Source organism: Paraburkholderia podalyriae, assembly GCF_014397785.1.
Classification (GTDB): Bacteria; Pseudomonadota; Gammaproteobacteria; order Burkholderiales; family Burkholderiaceae; genus Paraburkholderia; species Paraburkholderia podalyriae.
Window position 1 is genome coordinate 1 of the sequence record NZ_VZQQ01000079.1, and the last position, 23497, is coordinate 23497.

21 protein-coding genes and 3 pseudogenes are annotated in these 23497 nt (G+C 63.0%); 13 read left to right on the forward strand and 11 right to left on the reverse strand.

Annotation, left to right across the window (positions count from 1 at the left end):
• Positions 1–121: 121 nt before the first annotated feature.
• From F6X42_RS37535 to F6X42_RS37545, 3 genes and pseudogenes are all read right to left on the reverse strand, one after another.
• Positions 122–301, reverse strand: a pseudogene (locus tag F6X42_RS37535) (transposase); the annotation flags it as partial.
• Between the two features lie 85 nt (positions 302–386).
• A complete protein-coding gene (tnpB, locus tag F6X42_RS46135) occupies positions 387–506 on the reverse strand; it encodes an IS66 family insertion sequence element accessory protein TnpB (RefSeq protein WP_187638948.1) in 120 nt (39 codons plus the stop codon).
• A 45-nt stretch (positions 507–551) separates the two neighbouring features.
• On the reverse strand, positions 552–1505 hold the full coding sequence (locus F6X42_RS37545) for a LysR family transcriptional regulator (protein ID WP_187638932.1): 954 nt from the start codon (positions 1503–1505) through the stop codon (positions 552–554).
• A gap of 258 nt (positions 1506–1763) precedes the next feature.
• Here F6X42_RS37545 and F6X42_RS44725 point away from each other — a divergent pair.
• Positions 1764–2630, forward strand: a pseudogene (locus F6X42_RS44725) (FUSC family protein); the annotation flags it as partial.
• A 261-nt stretch (positions 2631–2891) separates the two neighbouring features.
• On the opposite strand, the pseudogene F6X42_RS46650 reads toward F6X42_RS44725, so the two are convergent.
• Positions 2892–2988, reverse strand: a pseudogene (locus tag F6X42_RS46650) (FUSC family protein); the annotation flags it as partial.
• Between the two features lie 339 nt (positions 2989–3327).
• Here F6X42_RS46650 and F6X42_RS37555 point away from each other — a divergent pair.
• Positions 3328–3546, forward strand: coding sequence for a hypothetical protein (locus F6X42_RS37555; RefSeq protein ID WP_187638933.1), 219 nt, complete (start codon positions 3328–3330; stop codon positions 3544–3546).
• A gap of 163 nt (positions 3547–3709) precedes the next feature.
• On the forward strand, positions 3710–5029 hold the full coding sequence (scpC, locus tag F6X42_RS37560) for a succinyl-CoA:acetate CoA-transferase ScpC (protein ID WP_246530437.1): 1320 nt from the start codon (positions 3710–3712) through the stop codon (positions 5027–5029).
• Positions 5030–5104: 75 nt separating this feature from the next.
• Here scpC and F6X42_RS37565 read toward each other — a convergent pair whose 3' ends face one another.
• The 3 genes from F6X42_RS37565 to F6X42_RS37575 form a co-directional block, all read right to left on the reverse strand.
• Positions 5105–5359, reverse strand: a complete 255-nt coding sequence (locus F6X42_RS37565; protein WP_018420763.1) for a GlsB/YeaQ/YmgE family stress response membrane protein — start codon at positions 5357–5359, stop codon at positions 5105–5107.
• A 162-nt stretch (positions 5360–5521) separates the two neighbouring features.
• Positions 5522–6229 (reverse strand): MgtC/SapB family protein, encoded by a 708-nt coding sequence (locus F6X42_RS37570; RefSeq protein ID WP_187638934.1) that lies wholly within the window; start codon positions 6227–6229, stop codon positions 5522–5524.
• Positions 6230–6530: 301 nt separating this feature from the next.
• Positions 6531–7694: a metallophosphoesterase gene (locus F6X42_RS37575; RefSeq protein WP_187638935.1), complete on the reverse strand. Its 1164-nt coding sequence runs from the start codon at positions 7692–7694 to the stop codon at positions 6531–6533.
• A gap of 429 nt (positions 7695–8123) precedes the next feature.
• On the opposite strand from F6X42_RS37575, the gene F6X42_RS37580 reads away from it, so the two are divergent.
• A complete protein-coding gene (locus tag F6X42_RS37580; RefSeq protein ID WP_187638936.1) occupies positions 8124–8471 on the forward strand; it encodes a hypothetical protein in 348 nt (115 codons plus the stop codon).
• Between the two features lie 56 nt (positions 8472–8527).
• Here the strand turns inward: F6X42_RS37580 and F6X42_RS37585 are convergent, their stop codons facing one another.
• Positions 8528–9112 carry a malonic semialdehyde reductase gene (locus F6X42_RS37585; RefSeq protein ID WP_187638937.1) on the reverse strand — a complete coding sequence of 195 codons (585 nt, stop codon included), beginning with the start codon at positions 9110–9112 and terminating at the stop codon, positions 8528–8530.
• Between the two features lie 141 nt (positions 9113–9253).
• Between F6X42_RS37585 and F6X42_RS37590 the strand changes: the two genes are divergently transcribed.
• The 7 genes from F6X42_RS37590 (at position 9254) to F6X42_RS37620 (ending at position 19067) form a co-directional block, all read left to right on the forward strand.
• The gene (locus tag F6X42_RS37590) at positions 9254–9856 is read left to right on the forward strand and encodes an alpha-ketoglutarate-dependent dioxygenase AlkB family protein (protein WP_187638938.1); all 603 of its coding nucleotides are present in this window, start codon (positions 9254–9256) and stop codon (positions 9854–9856) included.
• A gap of 181 nt (positions 9857–10037) precedes the next feature.
• The gene (locus F6X42_RS37595) at positions 10038–11024 is read left to right on the forward strand and encodes an ABC transporter substrate-binding protein (RefSeq protein ID WP_187638939.1); all 987 of its coding nucleotides are present in this window, start codon (positions 10038–10040) and stop codon (positions 11022–11024) included.
• A 252-nt stretch (positions 11025–11276) separates the two neighbouring features.
• Complete coding sequence (locus tag F6X42_RS37600; protein WP_187638940.1) at positions 11277–12920, forward strand: sugar ABC transporter ATP-binding protein; 1644 nt, start codon at positions 11277–11279, stop codon at positions 12918–12920.
• Positions 12917–13960 carry an ABC transporter permease gene (locus tag F6X42_RS37605; RefSeq protein WP_187638941.1) on the forward strand — a complete coding sequence of 348 codons (1044 nt, stop codon included), beginning with the start codon at positions 12917–12919 and terminating at the stop codon, positions 13958–13960. Before F6X42_RS37600 ends, F6X42_RS37605 begins: the two co-directional genes overlap by 4 nt.
• Positions 13957–15063 (forward strand): galactofuranose ABC transporter, permease protein YjfF, encoded by a 1107-nt coding sequence (yjfF, locus tag F6X42_RS37610; RefSeq protein ID WP_187638942.1) that lies wholly within the window; start codon positions 13957–13959, stop codon positions 15061–15063. Before F6X42_RS37605 ends, yjfF begins: the two co-directional genes overlap by 4 nt.
• Positions 15064–15320: 257 nt before the next feature.
• A complete protein-coding gene (locus tag F6X42_RS37615; protein WP_187638943.1) occupies positions 15321–16268 on the forward strand; it encodes a polyphosphate kinase 2 family protein in 948 nt (315 codons plus the stop codon).
• A 45-nt stretch (positions 16269–16313) separates the two neighbouring features.
• Positions 16314–19067: an HAD-IC family P-type ATPase gene (locus F6X42_RS37620; RefSeq protein ID WP_187638944.1), complete on the forward strand. Its 2754-nt coding sequence runs from the start codon at positions 16314–16316 to the stop codon at positions 19065–19067.
• 19 nt (positions 19068–19086) lie between these two features.
• Here the strand turns inward: F6X42_RS37620 and F6X42_RS37625 are convergent, their stop codons facing one another.
• Together F6X42_RS37625 and F6X42_RS37630 are read right to left on the reverse strand one after the other, a co-directional pair.
• Entirely contained in the window at positions 19087–19896 is an 810-nt protein-coding gene (locus F6X42_RS37625; protein WP_187638945.1) for a class I SAM-dependent methyltransferase, read from the reverse strand.
• A 422-nt stretch (positions 19897–20318) separates the two neighbouring features.
• On the reverse strand, positions 20319–20648 hold the full coding sequence (locus F6X42_RS37630) for a four-helix bundle copper-binding protein (RefSeq protein WP_187638946.1): 330 nt from the start codon (positions 20646–20648) through the stop codon (positions 20319–20321).
• 298 nt (positions 20649–20946) lie between these two features.
• On the opposite strand from F6X42_RS37630, the gene F6X42_RS44730 reads away from it, so the two are divergent.
• Positions 20947–21687, forward strand: a complete 741-nt coding sequence (locus F6X42_RS44730) for an Ig domain-containing protein (protein WP_246530436.1) — start codon at positions 20947–20949, stop codon at positions 21685–21687.
• Positions 21578–23041, forward strand: coding sequence for a Kelch repeat-containing protein (locus F6X42_RS44735; RefSeq protein ID WP_312892997.1), 1464 nt, complete (start codon positions 21578–21580; stop codon positions 23039–23041). The genes F6X42_RS44730 and F6X42_RS44735 overlap by 110 nt, the downstream gene beginning before the upstream one ends.
• A gap of 256 nt (positions 23042–23297) precedes the next feature.
• On the opposite strand, the gene F6X42_RS37640 is transcribed toward F6X42_RS44735, so the two are convergent.
• Positions 23298–23497: helix-turn-helix transcriptional regulator (locus F6X42_RS37640; protein ID WP_187638947.1), on the reverse strand; the 200-nt coding region annotated here is incomplete at its 5' end.

Sequence of the window (23497 nt, forward strand, 5' to 3'; positions counted from 1 at the left end):
AACGCCGGTGAGTGTGTCCGTCGGTTGCGTTTCGTCATCTTCTGGTTCCTTGTTGCCGGCCATTATGACCGACTCACGCCCCAGCTTTTCCACTTACCGACCTGTCCGGATTCTCGGCGCCACCTCTGTCGACCTGGTCGCGCTTGACCCACTCGTGCAGTGTCTGCGGTGTGCAGCCGATCATCGGCGCAATCGATTCGACCGCCGCCCACATCGACGGATGTTCGCTACGCTGCTCGCGCACCAGGCGCACTGCGCGCTCTCGGACTTCCGGGGAAAACTTGGTTACCTTCTTGTTCATGGCTCCATTCTCTCAAGAGTTGGAGCCTCCACCAAACCCGGGGCGGTTCACGATTGATCGATCAGCTCCTTGCAATCGAGTCACACTACAACGACACGACGCCAATCTTGACGCGATCGCGACTCCGATTGCTGAATATACACTCTGCCCACACGAACGGATCGAGCCTCATCGATTGCTCGACGATGGCTGCAAGACCGTTGATGTTCCAAGGAAATCAACGGTGTCGCGATGAGCATAGACCTTCATCTCATCGTCCAACTGGAACATCGCACCGCGCGACCTCAGCAAGCAATGCTTCGTCGCGCGCAATGACATTCGGCAGATGCGAGCGCAGGAATTCGACCCACGTGCGCGTCTTTGCGTCGATGAACTTGCGCGACGGATATAGCGCATAAACAGTCGACTTCTGTAGCATATATTCCGGCAACACACGGACCAGCGAGCCATCGCGCAACCCCGAAATGGCCGCGTAAAGCGGTACCATGCCGATGCCCATGCCTTCGCGGATCGCCACGATCAATGATTCGGCGATGTTCACATGCACCGGTCCGTTGACTTCCATCATCTCACTGCCGTTGGGGCCGTCGAGCGTCCATTCATGTGGCGGGAACGCCGGCGTATGCAGGATCAGACATTCGTGACGCGCAAGGTCCGCTGGCTTTTGCGGCGCGCCGTTCGCGCGCACGTAGGCCGGCGATGCGCACAGGATGCTGAACGTCGTCCCCAGCGGGAACGATACGAGGTCCGAATTCGGCAGCGTCGATGCGCCGACCACGGCCACATCGGCGCTGCCCTCGAACAGATCCGGCATGCGCTGCGACAGCGTCAACTCGACGGTCACATCAGGATAAAGCGCGCGATAACGCGAAATGGCCGGCAGAACGTAGTGCTGGCCGATGCTCGCAAAACTATGCATGCGCAGCGCGCCGCTTGGTCGCTCGTGCGCGCAACTGGCTTCTTCTTCCGCGATATCGACGTCCGCGAGGATCTGCTGCGATCGCTTCAGATAGCGCTCGCCGGCAGTGGTCAGCGCAAGCCGACGCGTCGAGCGATTCAGCAGCCGCGTGCGCAGATGTGCTTCGAGCTCCGAGACTGCGCGAGACATCGCGCCGGTCGTTGAATTGAGCGATTGCGCGGCCGCGGTGAAGCTACCGGCTTCAACCACCCGGACGAACACTCGCATATTTTGTAGCGTGTCCATCAAACCTTCTGTTTCATGACCAGGATCATATTTTCCGTCAGTCTCAGAACTCTATTGTTGTCCATTCTGGAACAGATGTTCTGCACCCGTCGTCTTAATGCGCGCATCGCAGGCACCTACAATCGGCGCCTCGCCTGCCCCGGTGTCAGCGATTCTGCCCGGAGCCTCTTTCAGCCACCGCGTGGGGCGCACTGTTTTCAGTAGAAACCCGATCATGCGTTTGAACCGCGGGCGGATTTTTTCGGTCCGCGCGCGGACATGCGGCGACGACTCGGCCGAGCCAAACTCAATCGGGCCATGCGCGATTGGGCCAGCAGCGACGGTATGAACTGGCTGCATCTGTTGAAGACGGTCACCGCCGGTCTGCTCGCGCTGGGCATCGCGATACTGCTCGATCTGCCGCAGCCGCGCATTGCAATGACCGCGGTTTTTGTGTTGATGCAACCGTTCAGCGGCAAGGTGCTTGCCAAGAGCTTTTACCGGATTCTTGGAACAGCAGTAGGGACCGTGGCCGCACTCGTGCTCGGCGGGCTGTTCGTTCAGAAGCCCGAACTGTACATACTCGGTATGATCTTGTGGGTGAGCGCCTGTATTGCTGCGGCGGTCCGGTATCGGCATTTCAGGTGATACGGCTTTGTGCTCGCAGGTTACACCGCCGCGCTGATCGGCATTCCGAACGTCATGGCGCCTCAAGGACTGTTCCTCGCGGCGGTCGCGCGCGCGGCGGAAGTGGCGGTCGGCATCGTGTGTTCGAGTGCGCTCAGCACGTTGCTGCTGCCGCAGCGCTCGAGCCTTGCGCTACGACGTAACCTTCAGGTCAGGTTCGCGATTTTTACCGCGTTCGCTGTCGAGGTGCTCGCACGCGGGCTCGAGCGCAATCGGTTCGAACGGCGTTTCGCGGATTTCGTCGACGAAATCGCCGGCTCCGAAGCAACACGCACGTTCGTCGCGTTCGAAGATCCGGCGATGCGCTCGCGCAGTGCGCATCTCGCGCGTCTGAATTGCGAATTCATGGATGCGTGCGCGCGTCTGCACGCACTGCATTAGTTGCTCAAACGGTTGCGAACGAGCCGTGCCGCGCCGATACTCGCGGCCATCGGTCCGTACTTCGACGAACTGGGAGGCTTGGTCCAGGTACAAGCTGCAGCAGGCGTCGAAGCATCGCGCGTAGCTGCTGACCTGCGCCTGTTTCGAGCGAACCTGCCACGCGGGTACGCGAAACCACGTGGCCACTCGAAGCTGCGTCCAAGGAATCGATTGCAGACTTCGACACGGCGACGCAAATCGAGCCCACATAAAAGCCACCGCACAATCAAACCTTTATGCCGCACCAACCACTTCGCCGTGTTGTTCACGTTCCTGCGCTCGGCGGTCATCATCGGTCATTCTGGTGGCGCGTGGCGCAGTGGAGGTCAACGCACAGACCAACGTTTGGGCCAATCACGGCGAGGCCGCCGCTCGGCCAGTTGGTCGCGATCCAGAACCAACCGGCGATCGATTTGACTTCACAACTGCGCATGCTGCTGACACACCGTTCACGACGACGGCGCGACGCACTTCGCTGGTGCTGCAGACAGTGCATGCCGATCGCGCCCGCCGTCACGATCTGCAGCGCATCTTGAGCCGTCTGCACTTCATTCGTAACGCGTTGCTCGACAAGGACGCGCCGTTCAATCCTCGTTGAGCAATGCTTCGTGGATCTTTCTGCCAGATGGAAAGATCCCTTCCAGGCGACCCCGTTTATCCGCGTAGGTGGCGGTCATATAGTTTCGTCACTGCCTCGCAGTACTCGTCACAGTAGTCGTAACCCCTGCAGAATGAGATGAAAGTGTTGAAGATGGTCCTGATTGCGTGTTCTTTGTCCACCGCTGCCGCCACTTATGCGCAAACCGCGCCGACCGAGCCCGCGCAGCAGGTTGCACAAGCGGATAGTCAGCGCGCCGATAAGCTTGCCGCTCGCAAGCACGTGCAAGCACCAAAAGCGAAAGCCGATGAATGCGTTGGCCCGATGAGCTTCTGCAACATCTACTTCGGCAGCTAAGCCCGGTTGCGTCACGCGCAACACCTGCGGACCCCCAACACCTGCACGCGACGCCGTCCGATCGAGACGCCGCGACGGGAGCGGCAACCGCCTATTGAGCGAAGCACACCGCAGACGTGCGCACCACTAGACGGAGCTGGCGACTATGGAGAGACTTCCTTGCATGTATGAAGACCGCATTCGCTGCGCCGCGCTGCGCGGCAAGATCACCACGGCCGTCGACGCGGCGCTCCTGATTCACGACGGCATGCGCGTTGGCGCAAGCGGTTTTACGCGCGCGGGCGACGCGAAGGCCGTGCCGGTTGCGCTTGCCGAGCGTGCGCGTCAGCTCGGCGAGCCGCTGCGCGTCACGTTGATGACGGGCGCCTCGCTCGGTCATGACGTTGATCGCATGCTGACCGAAGCGCACGTGCTCGCGCGCCGTCTGCCGTTTCAGGTAGACAAGACGCTGCGCGACGCAATCAATCGCGGCGAAGTGATGTTCGTCGATCAGCATCTGTCGGAGACCGTCGAGATGCTGCGCGCGAACCTGCTCGGCAAGCTCGATGTCGCGATCATCGAAGCCGCCGCGATCACGGAGAGCGGCGGTATCGTGCCGACGACGTCGGTCGGGAATTCGGCGAGCTTCGCGATTCTCGCGGACAAGGTCATCGTCGAAATTAATCTTGCGCAGCCGCTCGGGCTCGAAGGCCTGCACGACATCTGGATTCCGGGGCGCCGGCCGCATCGCGAGCCGCTGCCGATCGTGCGCGCGCAGGACCGCGTCGGCACTCCTGCCATCGAGATTCCGCCCGAAAAAATTGCGGCGATCGTGATCACCGACATGGCCGACAGCCCGTCCACGGTGCTGCCCGCGGATCGGGAAACCGTGTCGATCGCCGGTCGCCTGATCGAATTTTTTCAGCACGAAGTAACGCGTGGCCGCATGTCGAAGCAGTTGCCGCCGCTGCAGGCGGGCATCGGTACGATCGCCAACGCGGTACTGGCGGGTTTCGCCGATTCGCCTTTCGATGTGTTCGAAGTTTATTCAGAAGTCCTGCAAGATTCGACCTTCGATCTGATGGACGCCGGTAAGGTCGCGTTCGCATCCGGCGCGTCGATCACGTTGTCGGCCGCTCGGCAGGCGCAGGTATTCGGCGAGATCGGGCGATATCGTGAGCGGCTCGTGCTGCGTCCGCAGGAAGTCAGCAACCATCCCGAAGTGATTCGCCGGCTCGGTCTGATCGCGCTGAATACCGCGCTCGAATTCGATATCTACGGCAACGTCAATTCGACGCATGTGGGCGGCACGCATATGATGAACGGCATCGGCGGGTCGGGCGACTTTGCGCGCAATGCGTCGTGCGCGGTGTTCGCAAGCAAGTCGACCGCGAAGGACGGCCGCATTTCGAGCATCGTGCCGATGGTGCCGCACTGCGATCACAACGAGCACGACGTCGACGTGGTCGTCACCGAGCAGCGGCGTCCGCAATTGCAGCGCTAGAAGTACATGCGACCGGCAACAAAAAAGCGCCAGCGGCACGAGCCCGCTGGCGCTTGATGTCATTGGATGCCGTGCTCAGGACCCTCGTCGCACGAGCCGGATGATAAACAGCAGAATGACCGCACCGATCAACGCGGTGATGATCGAGCCGATCCAGCCGCCGCCGAGCGAGATATGCAGCACGCCGGCGAGCCAGCCGCCGATGAACGCGCCGATGATCCCGACGATGATGTCGACAATCAGGCCGAAGCCGCCGCCCCTGACCAGCACTCCGGCGAGCCAGCCCGCAATCGCGCCGATGATGATCCATGCAATGATGCCGTGTTCCATATTCGAGACTCCATGGTTGAGTGTGAACAAATCACAGTGACAGAGCTTAGTCGAAGGTTATGGGACAGTCCATGTTCAGGACGCGGAATTAACGTTATCTGAATTTGCTGCCAGCTAAGTGTAGACGACGCGTGCGAACAAAGGTGACTTGCGCGTCGCGATTCACTCGGGCGTCGGCTCTGCTTCTCGCGCGGTCCAACTGACGCTGGACACGCTCTTTTCCATGCTCAGGCGACTCGCCATCTGTTCGAGCTTCGATTGATCCTTCGGATGCGTCTTCAGCGTCGCCGTCACGCGAATGCGCCCGGGTTCATCCTCGACATCCTCGCTCGTCAGGCTCTGGAACGACAGCGGCGCCGAGTACATCGAGTTCGATATCGCCGTGCGAATGTGAATCTCGTCGGCTTCGCGGCAAACGATCGTCAACACGTACTCGCGAACGAGATCGGCGTTTGAAACCGGCGTCGAGTTGATCATCCGGCTTACTTCGCGCAGCACGGTGTTGGTCAGCAGCACGACCGCGGTGCCCGCGAGCGCCGGCCCGTAGTGGCCGGCGCCGCTCAACACGCCGACGGCCGCCGAGCACCACAGTGTCGCCGCGGTGTTGATCCCCTGAATCGAGCCTTTGTCACGCATGATGACGCCGCCGCCGAGAAAGCCGACGCCCGACACCACATAGGCGGCGATCTGCGTGATGCCGCTGACGCCGTTGCCGGTCAGCACGCCAAGCGTGACGAACAGGCAGGCGCCGCTCGCGACGAGCGTGATCGTGCGCAGGCCGGCATTGCGCTGGCGCATCTGTCGTTCGAGGCCGATCGCAACGCCGCAAGCAAAAGCGGTCAGAAGCCGCAAGAAGAATTCGAGTGTCATCGTTCAGAAAGGTTGGCGTGCATGCTGCCGCAGCGTGAAGCGTACGCGTGAGACAGTCACGTCGTCTACCTCGGGTACGGTAAAAGCAGGCGGGTGTGTGCGCGGCTCAATACGCGCGCGCACCTATTGCCAGACCGTGCGGCATCGGCGTGACATCGCAGTCATGCTGCGCTTCACCGGCAGTACGGCAATGACAATGAAATGTGGGAGCTGCGCAAAGCCTGGTCAAGCCGCGATCGGCAAGGAGTGTGCTTGCGGGTTTGCTATAGCAATTAATTAATGCGGACTGCCAACGTAGAGTTCAATCCGGTTCACCCGGCACGAGTCTCAAGCGCGTGATTTCAGAAGGCGCACCGAGTCGTTTCGGCGGACCCCAATAGCCGGTGCCGCGACTCGTATAAACCCACAGGCCGTTCAGGCGCGCGAGGCCCGCCGTGAACGGCTGTTGCAGGCGCACAAAGAAATTCCACGGAAAGAACTGCCCGCCGTGCGTATGACCGGACAGCTGCAGCGTGAAGCCGGCCGCCGCGGCCGCTTCGGCCGAGCGCGGCTGATGCGCGAGCAGAACCCTGATCAGCACGTCGCCCGGCGCGCCGGCGAGCGCCGCGACCGGGTCGCTGCGATGCGCGGGGTCATGATGACCCGCCGAGTAATCGGTGACGCCGGCGATCACGGCGCGCGCGCCGTCATGATCGACGATCACGTGTTCGTTCAGCAGCACCCGCAAGCCGAGCCGGCGAAACTCGGCGATCCACGAGTTCGCTCCGGAGTAGTACTCGTGATTGCCGGTCACGAGGAACGCGCCGTGCCGCGCGGCGAGCCGCGACAGCGGCTGCGTATGCCGGCTCAGCTGCGGCACGCTGCCATCGACGACGTCGCCCGTCACCGCGATCAGATCCGGCTGCAGCCGATTCACCGCGTCGACGATCGCGTCGACATAGCGGCCCTTGATCGTCGGGCCGACGTGGATGTCGCTGATCTGCACGATCGTGAAGCCTTCGAGCGCGGCAGGCAGATCGTCGATCGGCACGTCGATCGTGACGACGCGCGCGCGACGGCGCGCGTTGAACAGGCCGATCAGCGTCGACAGCAGCGCGAGCAGCGGCACCGCGGCCGCCGAGCCAGTGCGCCAATGCGCGATTGCGAGGGTGTTCGGCCAGATCGCGTCGATCGTCAGCAGCGACGCCAGCACGATGTCGCGCGCGAACGTCAGTACCAGCAGCGACGAGAAGAAGCCCATCGCGAGCAGGCCAACCCATGCGAGCCGATCGCCCAGCGGCTGGCGCTTGAAGCCGCGCGCCATCATGCCGACCGGGATCAGGTAGATCGACAGCAGCAGCCACAGCACGCATAGCCCGCGGCCGGCCGCGTCGATCGGCATGTCGGGAATCAGGCGCAAGCCGACGTAGAGATGCAGCAGGACGCCAATCAGGATGATGCGGAAAAGAAACGATGAACGTCGCATAAAGAGGATCGTGGCGGGAAGGAAGCCAAAGGGCCGACATCGGTGACAGCGCGGCGGCGATCGGTTGGCGGGCAATGCATGCGTTCGCGATGATTGGCGAACGCGGCGAGTCATTCTACCGGCATGCTTCGTCCCCTGCTGTGGCGCAAAATTCGTGCTCTCGCACCGCACGACACGCGGGCCGGAAGGCGCGGGAACGAGCCACGACCGGGGTACGCCCGTGGCAGGCGCGATCCGTGCTTGGAACAAGCATATAGGGCCGCGCGCCACGCGATTCAATGCCTATGCAAGCGAATTAAATGGGCTTTGAATTGTAATCCTGCGTGGAGTATGCTTGACACAGGCCAGCTTGTTGCCGGGCCCGCGCAGCGGCGGTTCGGCCTCGTCTGGTTCTGTCGCCGGGGAAGACAGGGCGGGGGGAGACACACCATGAAACTGCTCAAATCGGGTCATCAGTTGCATCACGCGCACGACGTGCATCATGTTCATCATGAGCATCATGTCGGACGCGAGGGCAGCCATGTGATGCTGCCGCTCGTCGGCATCTCGCTGATGGCGATCGCGCTCTACATCGGCGTTCGCAACATCGATTTCTCCGAACTCGGCAAAAGCGCGCTGTTCGACATCGTGATGGTGTGCGTCGCGCTCGGCATCGCGGGCCTGTTCGGTGTGGTCGGCGCGTGGCTGCGCTCGAATGGCGACGAGGCCGAAGAGGGCTTCTGCTTCTTCGGCGCGCTGATCGGCACCGTGGTGTTTTACGTCGCGGTGCTGATCTGACGCGATTCGATCCGCTGCGTGGCGCGACACTCGCGCCATTCATCATCAACGCACCGTCACGCCATTCGCGCCACTTCGTCGAACGAAAAACGCGGGCTGCGCGCAAACAGCTTCGACGGATCGCCGTAGCCAAGATTGATCAGGAAGTTCGACTTCACCGTCGTGCCAGCAAAGAACGCTTCGTCGACCTTGGCCTGATCGAAGCCCGACATCGGCCCGGTGTCGAGACCGAGCGCACGCGCCGCGAGAATCAGATAGCCGCCTTGCAGCGTCGAATTGCGAAACGCCGTGTCCGCGATCAACCGCTCGTTGCCGACGAACCAGCTGCGCGCATCCGCATGGGGAAAGAGTTTCGGCAGATGCTCGTAGAAGGCCATGTCCATGCCGACTATCACCGTGACGGGCGCGGCCATGGTTTTCTCGAGATTGCCAGCCGACAACGCCGGGCGCAGTTTCTCCTTGCCCTCCGGCGTCCTGACGAACACGAAGCGGCCCGGACTCGAATTGGCCGAGGTGGGGCCGAGCAGTACCAACTCGGTCAGCTCGCGCAGCAGGGCCTCGTCGATCGACTTGTTCTGCCAGCCGTTGTGCGTCCGCGCGTCGCGAAACAGCTGCGCGAGCGCCTGATCGGAAAGTGTCATGAAAGTGGTCTTTTGCGAAAGAAGAAAGGGAACGCGGAGAGCCGCGTCGAATGACAGAGCAACGCGCGTGAATCAGCGGGTGTGCCGTTGTCGCCATAATAGCCAGGGTTTTTACTCATCCGCTTGCATCCAGGCATTCCCATGACCTCCGATCTTTTCAACGACCTGCCGACGCCCGACGTCGACTGGTATCCCGACTGGCTCGCACCGGCCGACGCCGAGCGCCTGCTCGCCCGCCTGATCGACGAGGTGCAATGGCGCCAGGACATGATGGGCACACCCGCCGGCCGCGTTGCACTGCCGCGTCTGACCGCCTGGCAGGGCGAGCGGGACGCGGTGTACGTCTACTCGGGCATCCGCAACGTGCCGCAAGTGTGGACGCCCGCCGTTGCGGAGCTGAAGTCCGCCGTCGAGGCGACCAGCGGCGCGCGTTTTAACAGCGTGCTGCTGAATCGTTACCGCAGCGGCGCCGACAGCATGGGCTGGCACGCGGACCGCGAGCCCGAACTCGGCGGCCAGCCGGTGATCGCGTCGGTGAGCCTCGGCGTCGCGCGCAGGTTCGATCTACGGCACAACCGCAGCGGTGTCGTGCAATCGTTCTCGCTGAAGGGCGGCAGCCTGCTCGTAATGAAGGGCGACACTCAGGCACAGTGGCGTCATCGGGTGCCGAAGGAGCCGCGCGTGAGTGGCGAGCGCATCAATCTGACGTTTCGCTGGGTCACGCCGAGGGTCACGCCAACGTGACGCAGCGACCCGCGATGCCCTGACCACCGCGTTATATCAAAATTGGTATCGACGGCGCGAATCATGTGATTGGACGGTTAACGCCTCGCACAGTACGCTACATCACGATCCATGCGCCGTGAGGGCCACGAGGGCCGGGCCGATCGCTGGGTCGTCTACACAACAACGATTGGAGACTGTCATGGCGAATACACGACGTGCCGCGTGTCGCGCTCTGGGCGCGCTCGCGCTTTCCGCGAGTCTCGGGGCGCTGACGCTGGCCACACCTGGCGCGCATGCCGAGGATAAACAGATTACGCTCGGTTTTGCGCAGGTCGGCGCGGAAAGCGCATGGCGCACTGCGAATACCGAATCGGTGAAGTCGGCGGCGACTGACGCCGGTATCAAACTCAAATTCTCCGATGCGCAGCAAAAGCAGGAAAACCAGATCAAGGCGATCCGCTCGTATATCGCGCAGAAGGTCGACGTGATCGCGTTCTCGCCGGTCGTCGAATCGGGCTGGGAACCGGTGCTGCTCGAAGCCAAAGCCGCGAAGATTCCGGTGATCCTGACCGACCGCAACATCGACGTGAAGGACACGTCGTTGTACGTGACGATGATCGGCTCGGACTTCCTCGAGGAAGGCCGGCGCGGCGGCAAATGGCTCGCAGACCACTACAAGGACGACAAAGGCCCGGTCAATATCGCCGAGCTGCAGGGCACGGTCGGCTCCGCGCCGGCCAACGACCGCCACTCGGGTCTGATCGAAGTGATCAAGAACGATCCGAAGTTCAAGGTCATCGCGTCGCAAAGCGGCGACTTCACGCTCGCCGGCGGCAAGCAGGTGATGGAAGCGTTCATCAAGACCTACGGTAACAAGATCAACGTCGTCTATGCTCATAACGACGACATGGCGCTCGGCGCGATCCAGGCGATGGAAGAAGCCGGCATGCATCCGGGTAAGGACATCGTCGTGGTTTCGTTCGACGCAACCAAGGGCGGCTTCCAGGCGATGGCCGCGGGCAAGATGAACGTGGACGTCGAGTGCAGCCCGCTGCTCGGACCGCAACTGATGTCGGCGGTCAAGGACGTGATGGCCGGCAAGCCGCTGCCCAAGCGCATCCTGACTCAGGAGACGGTCTTCCCGATGAGCGTGGCCGCGCAAACTCTGCCGTCGCGTAAGTACTGACGCGGCGCGCAACGACGCCGCGGCACCGTTCGCGCGAGTGCCGCGGCATGTGCGGTGTTCAGGCGCCGGGGCCAACGGGCCCACGGCGCGAAGGAGACGTGCAGTACGGACGCATCGAACAGGTTTCTCCAGTGGTGCCTGACCGCCCGGGCTGCTCGCTTCTGCAGCGGGCGGTCTCTTTTCAGGAGCATGCGCCCTCGGGGCATGCCGCTGGAGCCTGCCGAACCATGCATAGCCGATCGAGCGAGGTCCATGACCCATTCCGCTACCGAACCGAATCAGCCGGACCAGCCGAAACGCGGCGCGCCGGGCGCGCAAAGCCGACAGAATGACATCAGCGCGCGCGAACCGATTCTGGCGACCTCCGGCGTCAGCAAGACATTTCCGGGTGTGAAGGCGCTGCAACACGTCGACTTCCGCCTGTTTCCCGGCGAGGTCCATACGCTGATGGGCCAGAACGGCGCCGGCAAATCCACGTTGATCAACGTGCTCACAGGCGTGCTCGCACCCGATGCAGGCACGATCCGCCTCGGCGGCGAGGTGGTCGCGTTCGGCTCGCCGCAGGAAGCCGAGGCGGCCGGCGTGCGCACGCTCTACCAGGAAGTGAATCTGTGCCCGAATCTGTCGGTCGCGGAGAATATCTTCGCGGGGCGGCAGCCGCGCCGCTTCGGCGCGATCGACTGGGCCGACATCAAGCGGCGCGCGCAGGAAGCGCTCGCGCGCCTCGATGTCTCGCTCGACGTCACGCGCTCGCTCGACGCCTATCCGATCGCCGTGCAACAGATGGTCGCGATCGCGCGAGCCTTGTCCGTCGATGCGCGTGTGCTGATTCTCGACGAGCCGACTTCGAGCCTCGACGACGGCGAAGTCGCGCAGCTTTTCAAAATACTTCGACATCTTAAGCAATCGGGCATTGCGATTCTGTTCGTCACGCATTTCATCGAGCAGACCTATGCGATTTCCGATCGCATCACGGTGATGCGCAACGGCGAGCGCGAAGGCGAATATCTCGCGCGCGATCTGTCTGCGGATCAGCTGGTCGCGAAGATGGTCGGTCACGAGCGCATGAGCGCGCGTCTGCGCGAAGCGGCGCACGAAGGGCAGGCCGCCGATGACCTGCAGGACATCGAGCAGGACCACGCGGACGCAACCGACGCCGCGGCCGCGCGGCCGTTCGTCGAGCTGCGCGGCGTCGGCCGCCGCGGCACGTTGCAGCCGATCGATCTCGAAGTGCAGGCCGGCAAGATTCTCGGCCTCGCGGGTCTGCTCGGCTCGGGCCGCACCGAAACCGCGCGGCTTCTGTTCGGCGCGGATCGCGCGGACAGCGGCACGATCCTCGTCGAGGGGCGCGTCGTGCGGCTGCGCACGCCGCACGACGCGGTGCGCCACGGCATCGGCTATTGCGCGGAAGACCGCAAGAAGGAAGGCATCGTCGCCGAGCTGTCGATTCGCGAAAACATCTTGCTTGCGTTGCAGGCGCGGCGTGGCTGGTGGCGCAAGATCAGCCGGCAACGCGCGCGCGAGCTCGCCGATCTGTGGATCGAGCGGCTCGGCATCAAGGCGTCCGACGCCGAGCAGCCCATCGGGCTGCTGTCGGGCGGCAACCAGCAGAAGGCGCTGCTCGCGCGCTGGCTCGCGACCGATCCCAAACTGCTGATTCTCGACGAGCCGACCCGCGGCATCGACGTCGCCGCGAAGTTCGACATCATGGACCGGTTGCTCGCGCTGTGCGCGAACGGCCTCTCCATCCTGTTCATCTCGTCGGAGATCAGCGAGGTGCTGCGCGTGAGCCACCGCGTCGCGGTGCTGCGTGATCGCCGCAAGATCGCCGAGGTGGCCGGCAAGGCATCGAACGAAGACAACATCTACCGACTCATCGCAGGGAGCGGCGAATGAAGCTATCGAACTGGTTCGCGCGCGACGGGGTCGAGCGTCCGCTGCTGTGGCCATGCCTGACGCTCGTGTTGCTGTGCGGACTGAACCTGGCGGTCAATCCGCATTTTCTCGCGCTGCGCATGCTCGACGGCCATCTGTTCGGTGCGCCAATCGACATCCTGAATCGCGCGGCGCCGCTCGTGCTCGTCGCGATCGGCATGACGCTCGTGATCGCGACGCGCGGCATCGATATTTCGGTCGGCGCGGTGGTCGCGATCGCGGGCGCCGCGGCCGCGACGATACTGGCGACCGAAGCCGTGCCGAGCGGTGCGCTGATCGCGCAGGCGCTCGTGGCCGCGCTCGTCGTCGGCGTATTGAGCGGCATGTGGAACGGGCTGCTCGTCGCGTTCGTCGGCATGCAGCCGATCATCGCGACGCTGATTCTGATGGTCGCGGGCCGTGGCATCGCGCAACTGCTGACCGCCGGGCAGATCATCCCGATCGGCGCGCCCGGCTATCTGTTCGTCGGTGGCGGCTACTGGCTCGGCGTGCCGTGCTCGGTATGGATCGCGACCGTAGCCGTGCTGGCGACCGCAGCCCTGGTGGAGGGCACGGCGCTCGGTCTGTTCATTCGTGCGATCGGTGTGAACCCGGTTGCGACGCGGCTGGTCGGCTTGCGCTCGAAGGCGATCGTGTTCGCGGTGTACGGCTTCTCGGGCTTGACCGCGGCGCTGGCCGGCATCCTGATCAGCTCGAACGTGCGAAGCGCGGACGGCAACAATGCCGGCCTGCTGCTCGAACTCGACGCGATTCTCGCCGTGACGCTCGGCGGCACGTCGCTGCTCGGCGGCCGCTTCAGTTTCGCGGGCACGGTGCTCGGCGCGCTGATCATCCAGACGCTGACGTACACCACGTATTCGATCGGCGTGCCGCCGGAGGCGACGCTCGTCGTCAAGGCGGCCGTCGTGCTCGCGGTCAGCGTGATCCAGTCGCCGGCGGCGCGCGCGCTCGCGGTGTCGTTCGGCGCGTCGCTCGTCAGATCGCGCGGGGTGGCACGATGACGCGCGTTCTCGAAGCACTCGCCCGCGTGGTCGATCCGCGCACGCTGCCGATCGCGGTGACGGTCCTGCTGTTCTGCGCGCTGTTCGGCTTTGGTTCGGTGATGTACACCGGGTTCTTCTCGTGGCAGGTGTTGCTCGATCTGCTCGTCGATAACGCGTTCCTGCTGATCGTCGCGATCGGCATGACGTTCGTGATCGTGTCGGGCGGCATCGATCTGTCGGTGGGCTCGATCGTCGCGCTGACGACGATCGTCGAAGCGGTGCTGTCCGAGCACATGCACGTGTCGGTATGGCTGATCATTCCGATCGTGCTATTGATGGGCACCATGTTCGGCGCCGTGCAGGGCGCGCTGATTCATTACTTCCGCCTGCAGGCGTTCATCGTGACGCTGGCGGGGATGTTCTTCGCGCGTGGCCTGTGCTTTCTGATTACGACGCAGTCGATCACGATCACCGATCCGACGTTCAAGGCGATCTCCGCGTTTCGTCTCAATGTCGGCGTCGGTTCGGTGTCGGCGAACGTGCTGATCGCGCTCGCGACGCTTGCGGCCGCGATCTATGTCGCCCATTTCACGCGCTTCGGACGCAACGTGTATGCGGTCGGCGGCAACCCGCGCTCGGCGCTGCTGATGGGGCTGCCGGTCGCGCGCGCGCGGGTCGGCGTCTATGCGTTGAGCGGCTTCTGCTCGGCGCTCGGTGGCGCGGTGTTCACGTTCTACGTGCTGTCGGGCTATGGGCTGCAAGGACAGGGCATGGAGCTCGATGCGATTGCAGCGACGGTGATCGGCGGCACGCTGCTGACCGGCGGCGTCGGATATGTGGTCGGTTCGCTGTTCGGCGTCGGCATTCTCGGCACGATTCAGACGCTGATCACGTTCGACGGCACGCTCAGTTCGTGGTGGACGCGGATCGTGATCGGCGCGCTGCTGTGCGCGTTCTGTTTGCTGCAACGGTTGATCGAGCGGCACGCCAGATCGGTGCGTCGGCCGGGTGGCACCGACGCGGTCACGACGACGGGGCATGGGCACGGGCGTGACGAGACGTCGACGTCGACGACGGCGGCGGCGTCGGATTCGCAGGTGTTGGGCAGGGCGCCGGGATAACGCCTGTCCATCAGATAGCCAATGCCAACCGAGCCGATCGCGCCGCTGATCTGGAACGTCGACGTGCCGATGAGCACGTTTCTGTTCGTGTGACCTATTATCAGAAGGAGTTGTGCGCAGTGCGACTGCGGTTGCGATGCTGCTCGTCCGGAACAGCCTCGGTGAAACGCCAGAAGACAGCCCACGCCGCGTTCCGGTAGCCCGGACAGCAATCCGCGAATCGTGCAACTGATTGCAGATGTCGTGGAGAAACAGCGATGGTTCGCACGGAAATACTCGACGCGGTGCGGGCGTACACCGATCCGTTCCGCGTCACGAGCGGCAACGATTTCTTCCTGAAGAATTTCGATCCCGGCGACACGCTGGGATTGAAAATGCATAAGGAAGAGGCGCTGCAACTTCTGCAGCGCGGTTCGAAATGGCTCGCGATGGAGCAGGAAATCCTCTACGCGCAGGATTCCTGGTCCGTGCTGCTGGTGTTCCAGGCCATGGACGCGGCGGGAAAGGACGGGACGATCAAGCACGTGATGTCGCGCGTCAATCCGCAGGGGTGCGATGTCATCTCGTTCAAGCAGCCGTCGGCTGAGGAACTCTCTCATGACTTCCTTTGGCGCTATGGCAGGAAAGTGCCTGAGCGCGGGCACATCGGTATTTTTAACCGCTCCTACTATGAGGAGGTGCTGGTGGTGCGCGTGCATCAGCATCTGCTCGATGCGCAGAGGATCCCGCCGGCACGGCTCGGCGACAACTTATGGGACGAGCGGCTCGCCGACATCGCGCGGTTCGAAGACTATCTCACGCGCCAGGGCGTGGTCATCCTGAAGTTCTATCTGAACCTGTCGTACGGGGAGCAGAAGAAGCGATTCATGGAGCGCCTTCACAATCCCGACAAGCACTGGAAGTTTTCCGCATCCGACGTTCGCGAGCGTCGATACTGGAACGACTACATGCACGCCTATGAAGCGGCCATCCGCGCGACGGCTTGCGAAGCGGCTCCGTGGTTCGTCGTGCCCGCCGACAACAAACCTTTCACGCGCCTCGTCGTCGCGGCCGCGATCGTCGAGGCCGTCGAGAAGCTCGACCTCGAATATCCGAAACCTACGCAAGGGCAGATGAAGGATCTCGCCGCGGCGAGGGCGGAGCTCGACGCCGAAGCGGTGGACGGCACGACACCCGATCAACCCGGGGGCGATCCAGGCCATTGAGAGCGGCCCCCCTGACCCGAAACACTGGAACCGGGAGAGACGAGGATGAGCTCAGTTGACAGTGCGACGCCGTGGCATGCGATACCGGCCGGTGACATCGAGCGGCAGTTCAACGTCGATTCCGCGCAGGGCCTCGATGCAACGGAAGCGGCCGGGCGGCTGGCCACCTATGGGCCGAACCGCCTGCCGCAAGGCAAGAAGAAGGGGCCGGTCGCACGATTCCTGATGCAGCTCCACAACATTCTGATCTACGTGCTGCTCGCGGCCGGTTTCGTCAAGTTCCTGTTGGGCCTTTGGCTCGATGGCTCGGTCATTCTGGCCGTCGTCATCCTCAACTCGCTGCTCGGCTTCCTGCAGGAAGGACGCGCCGAGAAGGCGCTCGACTCGATTCGCAACATGCTGTCCGCCGAGGCGCGCGTTTTGCGTGGCGCAGAGGTTCGCCTGATCCCCGCCGAGGAACTCGTTCCTGGCGACATCGTGCTACTGGAATCGGGCGACAAGATCCCGGCGGACATGCGTCTCGTCGACGCAAGGAACCTGCGCACCGAAGAAGCGGCCCTCACGGGCGAATCCGTCCCGGCCGAGAAGAGCACGGCTCAGGTACCGGCCAAGGCCACGGTCGGCGACCGCGAGAACATGGCGTTTTGCGGCACGATGGTCTTGTCGGGCCGGGCAACCGGCGTCGTGGTGGCGACGGGAAGCCAGACCGAACTCGGCCGGATCAACCAGATGCTCGCCGAAGTCAGCGCGCTCGAGACGCCGCTGCTGCGCCAGATCAAGAAATTCGGCTACGTGATCACGGCAGTGATCGCCTGTGTCAGCGTGCTGCTGTTCTCGTGGGGTCACTGGCTCGGCCACATGACTTTCGTCGAGCTGTTCCAGGCCATCGTGGGGATTGCCGTGTCGGTGATCCCGGAAGGGCTGCCCGCGCTCATCACCATCACGCTTGCTATCGGCGTGCAGCGCATGGCCCGGCGCAACGCCATTATTCGCCGCCTGCCGGCGGTCGAGACGCTGGGCGCCGTCTCGCGCATCTGCTCGGACAAGACGGGCACGCTGACGCTGATGGAGATGATGGTGACCTCCGTCGTGACGGCGGAAGCGGCCTACGCCGTCACGGGCGACGGCTACGCCAGCGAGGGAGAGGTCAGCGCCGATGGCAAGCCGCTCGGCGCCGCGCCGGACGTGCTGAAGCTGATGGGCCGCGTGTCGCTGTTGTGCAACGACGCGGAGCTCTTCGAGGAAGACGGAAAATGGAAAGTGGAGGGTGACCCGACCGAGGGTGCGCTCTATCCGTTCGCCGCCAAGCTCGGTATGGACCGAGCCGCCGAGACCGCCGCCGGTCCGAGGATCGACGCGATTCCCTTCGAGTCCGAGCACAAGTTCATGGCGACGCTGAACCGTTCGGCGGACGGCGAGATGCTGCTGGTCAAGGGCGCGCCAGAGGTGATCCTCGACCATTGCGACCGGCAGCAAACGGCGCAAGGTCCAGCGCCGCTCGATCGCGAGCATTTCGCCACGGAGGGCGACCGGCTCGCCGCGCAAGGCGAGCGCGTGCTCGGACTGGCGTGGCTGTCGGACCCAGGCCTCCGAACGGGCGGCCTGGGGCCGCAGGACCTGCCGCGGACCCTCGTGCTGCTCGGCCTCGTGGGCCTGATGGACCCGCCGCGCAAAGAGGCGATCGATGCCGTGCGCGAATGCCACGGCGGAGGCATCCGCGTCACGATGATTACGGGCGACCACAAGATCACGGCGGCGGCGATCGCACGCATGCTTGGCATCGGCGACGGTAAGACGGCCGTGTCCGGCACCGAGATCGAGGCGATGAACGATGCGGCGCTGATGGAATGCGTGCGCGGCGTCGACGTCTTCGCCCGCGCCAGCCCCGAGCACAAGCTGCGGCTCGTCAAGGCGATCCAGGCGAATCGGCAGATCGTCGCGATGACGGGCGACGGCGTCAACGATGCGCCGGCGCTCAAGAAGGCGGACATCGGTGTGGCAATGGGGATCAAGGGCACCGAGGTGACCAAGGAGGCGGCAGGGATGATCCTCGCCGACGACAATTTCGCGTCGATCTCCGCGGCGGTGAAGGAGGGGCGCACGGTCTACAACAACATCGAGAAGGCGATGCTGTTCATGTTGCCGACCAATGTCGCGCAAGGCGCGGTGATCGCGGTGGCGATCCTGTTCGGATTCACGCTGCCGATCACGGCCCCGCAGATCCTGTGGGTCAACATGATTACATCCGTGGCGCTCGGCCTGACCATTTCGTTCGAGCCACACGAGGCAGACGTGATGAGCCGTTCGCCCCGAGCAATCGACCGGCCGATCGTCACGCGCTTCGGCATCTGGCGCATCCTCTTCGTGGGCGCGGCGCTCGTGCTTTATACGCTATCGACTTTCTTCTGGATGAAGGGGCAAGGGGCGTCGGATCCGATGGCGCGCACGGCCGCGGTCAACGCCATTACGCTCGGCCAGGTGTTCTATCTGCTCAACATCCGCTATCTGCTCGACTCGTCGCTGTCGGTGCGCGCCCATCTGGGCAATCGCTATCTGTGGTACGGAATAGCCGGTGTCGTGGTCTTGCAGCTTCTGTTCACCTATACGCTACCGTTCAATGCCATCTTCGACACCGAGGCTCTGCCCCTGTCGGCGTGGGCGTGGCTCGTCGCTGGTGGCGTGCTGTTTTTCTTCGTGGTGGAAATAGAGAAGCTCGTCTTTCGACTGACCCCCGCATTGAGAGGATTCGTGACTTCGCAACAGGAGGGCGCGGCCTTGCGCAATGATCCCGCGAGATAGGCCGCCAGGGGGGCGCCTGCTACATCTCATGCACGCGGCGGAGGATGAAAAACAGATTAGCCGACACCGCATTGACGATCGGTATCCGCTCGAAAGGCCGGTTCAGCTTCATGCCTATATTGGCAAGTGCGTTAAGCGCTCCGCCTCCCTTTATACCTTTTGCGAACGTGGGAAAGACCTGATGATAGCCGCATTCCTCGAGAACGAACCCCGACCTGAGAAACAGGCGCTTAGCGTCGCTGAGGCTGTACAGCCGATTATGGCCGGTGTACTTCTTCATGACTCGGCATGCGTTTTCGGTGACCGATAAGCGGTTAGGTAAAAATGTGATGATCAGCAAACCGTCGTCCTTCAGCACGCGCCAAAGCTCATCGAGGCTCTTCTGTTCGCGGGCCACGTGCTCGAGCACACCGCTTCCAATCACCACATCGAATTGATTGTCTTCGTAGGGCAGCAGAAATTCATGATCGAGCGATGCGAAAGATAGTCCGGCGTACTGATAGAACTCCGCGAATTGCCCATCCTCGCAGATGTCACAGCCATATATGTCGATGTCACGGTAGAGCGTGCGGAGCATGCATGAATCTGGGGCGTGCCTGCATCCCCAGTCGAGCACCTTCATCCCACGCTTGATATACGGTGCGTAAATTTCGAACGCGCGCACGTGGCGATCAAGACTCGCGTCGTTGGCAATGACAGATTGCACATAGTCCACGTATTCACCGTTGCTACGATGTGCAATGTAGTCCTCGCAAAGCTTGGCATAAGCCGTCCTGACCTGCTGCAATTCATTGCTCGGGATCGTTTCAGTGTCGATGGGTTTATGCATTTCTCCCTCATATCAGTGCGGGGCCATGCTGAGACCTGCGCAACTCGTTTCCGGAGTACCGGCTCTCGCTACCCTGTGACATCGGGTTGCGAATTTCGCGGGACGTTGACGACTCCGGGTATGGGCGCTGATGGACTGCCTTTGGCGAGACCTGCGGCATCAATTACTTGGAAAAGCCGCGATAGTGAACGGGTTCAAGTTTTCAAGCATAGCAGTTGATTTTGTCAAAACCGGTCGGGGAATCTCTACATTTCGCGCCTTATTCTGATGGTTTTGCGCCTTGACGTGCAGGCACGTGGTCAACGCCCATGCTGCCGGTCGATATCGATCCCTGTCCGGTGCGATCCGAGCGTCGCCGTCACCGCGCAGTGCGCAGGCAGCGGCACGTCGATGCATGTGCAACCTCGGCGAGCGAGCCCTTCTTACTGCCCCATAGCCCGACATTCCTTCGCGCAGTTCCGACAGGCTTCTGCGCATTGCTTGCAGTGTTCGTGCCGGTGCTTTTCGCACTCAGCGGCGCAGGCGTTGCAGATCGACGCGCACAACGAACAAATATCCTTCGCGCGACTACTGCCTCGAGCCATGACGGCGGAAGCCAGACGGCAAATGTCTGCGCAGTCCATGTCTGACTTGATGCATTCGGCCATATGTGCAACGTCCTGTTCCGAAAGGCATGCCGTTGCGCAATGATCGCAAGCGGCAGCGCAGGCGTCACAAGCCCGTATGCAAGATTGATGCTCCTGGTGTTCCATTGATCCTCCGTCAGTGATGCAGCACTGGTGTGCCGGTTCGCAGACTCCCGCACGATGCATACCCGCAAACCGAACTGCCTCCGCTAACGGGCGTCCAACTGGTGCAATCGGCCACCTGCGGACGGTGGCGATCACGTTAGCGTGGACACTCAAACGGCGCTTCCAGTCAGGCTGCGGACGTTAAGCCCGCGGCCACGCTGGCCGCGTAATCGATCGATATAGCGGCCATTGCATTCGGCTGATAAATATGCCCACGCGACCTATCATGAATGAATAAAAACTGTCCGGGAGCATGTTCATGCAGACCACGGGTTGCCTGACAGGCCTGCTCCTGCTGCTGGTCATGCTGTTCGCTGGATGCCATGGCGGAAGCAGTGGCGGCGCCGTCGTCACGCAAGGGCCGCCCGCCGGCATGACCGAGCGCGATGAATACGTGGTGTACGCGGAAGGGCAGGAAATTGTCCCCGATACGCCGAGCAGCAGCGGTGGAACAATCACGCACTACAGCGTGTCGCCTCCGCTGCCCGCTGGCCTGAGCCTGAATCCCCAGACTGGCGCGATCACCGGCACGCCCACCACCGTCAGCAATGCCACGGTGTACACGGTCACAGGCACCAATGCGGCAGGAAGCACCACCACGCTGGTGGAGATCGAGGTCAAGTCCACCGCCGTTGCGCCGGATAGCCTGAGCTACCTGGACGATTCGGTCATCTATGTGACCAACTCGGCGATCACGCCCAACGCGCCGACTGCCTCGGGCGGCGAGATCACGCAATTCAGCGTGTCACCAGCGCTGCCTGCGGGCCTCGCTCTGGATCCGCAGACCGGGATCATTTCGGGCACGCCCACGGCGGTGACCTCGCCGGCGGTCTATACGGTGACCGGAAGCAATAGTGTGGACAGTGTCCAGGCACAGGTCGATATTCGAAGTGCAGGCGCAGAACGAGCCGCCGACAGGCCTCACCTATACGGACCCGGTGCCTGTATACACCCTCGGCAGGCCAATCGATTACAACGATCCGCTGTACTCCGGCGGTGAAATCACCCAGTTCTCAGTGTCGCCACCACTGCCGCCCGGTTTGAGTATGGATGTGCAGACCGGGAGGATCAGCGGCACGCCAACCACGACGCAGGCGCAGACGACCTTCCTCGTCACCGGCAGCAACATTGCAGGCAGCGTCACGGCGCAGGTAGACATCACTGTGGCGACCTCTGTGATTGGTGAGTGGCTGCCTGCCGACGCGATGAATCTGGGGCGTTATGAACATACCGCCACGCTGCTGCCCGACGGCCAGGTTCTCGTCGCGGCGGGATACAACAAACGTGCCGTGACCTCAGCCGAACTGTTCGATCCGGCTTCGGATACGTGGTCGAAGACCGGCAACCTGCTTGTGCAGCGGGAACTGCACACCGCCACGCTGCTGCCCGACGGCAAGGTGCTCGTGGCGGGCGGATTCAACAATGGCGGGGGAACCTCGCAGTCCTCAGCCGAACTGTATGACCCGGCCACGGGGACGTGGTCGCAGACCGGCAGCATGAGCCAGGCACGTGACAGCCACACGGCCACGCTGCTGCCCAACGGTACGGTGCTCGTTGCGGGGGGCGAAGGCAAAGCGGGACTCCTGTCCTCGGCTGAACTGTACGATCCAGCCACGGGGACGTGGTCGCAGACCGGCAACCTGCTTGTGCAGCGGCAACAGCACACGGCCACGCTGCTGCCCAACGGCAAGGTGCTCGTGGCGGGCGGAGCCGGCAGCGGAGGTCGGCTGTCCTCGGCTGAACTGTATGATCCCGCCACGGGTACCTGGTCCCAGACTGGCAGCATGAGTCAGGTGCGTAACATTTACGCCGCCGCGCTGCTGCCCGACGGAAAGGTACTGGCAGCAGGGGGATACAACGGCACCGCCGCGCTGTCGACAGCCGAACTGTATGATCCGGCCACGGGGACGTGGTCGCAGACCGGCAGCATGAGTCAGGCGCGTTACTACCTCACCGCCACCCTGGTGCCTGACGGCCGGGTGCTCGTAGCGGGGGGATCGCCCAACGCACCCTGGCCTCGGACGAGCTGTACGATCCGGCGACAGGTACCTGGTCGCGGACCGGCAGCTTGCTTCAGCCGCGCTACCGACTTACCGCCACGCTACTGCCGGACGGCCGGGTGCTCGCAGCGGGGGGAATCAGCAGAAACGGGACCTTGTCCTCAGCCGAACTGTTCCATTAACGCGGAGACGCCCGAAACGTTCGTCACCAGCGAACTGAGTCGAGCTGCGTACCGGAACAGGTTTGCGAAAGACCTCCCGCCGATATTTTCGGTTGCCGGTCGTCTGTCGCGAACGTCCGCTATAGAGGCCGACAACCCGTCGACAATCCCGGTTGAGGGAAAGACCGTTTGACTCTAAAACCTGCCATCGGGACGAGGCGGCGTTCAAGGTCTGCAACGGGTCGACTGCGGAAGCTCAGCACCACGAGAGGACCGCGGGTCACCGACCGACGACGAACTTCCGGGTTCGGCCACCTGCGGTCATCCATCGGCCGTAGACGCCGGACATTCGATGGGCTGTAGCGGTGTCGATAACGGACATTCCTGGTGAGTGCGGATCGCATAGGGACGCGCGTCCACTCATCGGAGAACAGCCTGTTTGAGCCGCCTCATGCGCCGTTCGCGACCGCCTGCACCTCGCGCGCATACTGCGTGGGCGGCCGACCGACGTGCCGCGTGAAGGCGACGCTGAAGGTGCTGGCTGAACTGTAGCCGACGCGCTGCGCAATCTCGGCGATGCGGCCTTCATGACGACGCAGCAGGTCCTTCGCGAGTGCCATGCGCCAGGCGAGCAAATATTCCATCGGCG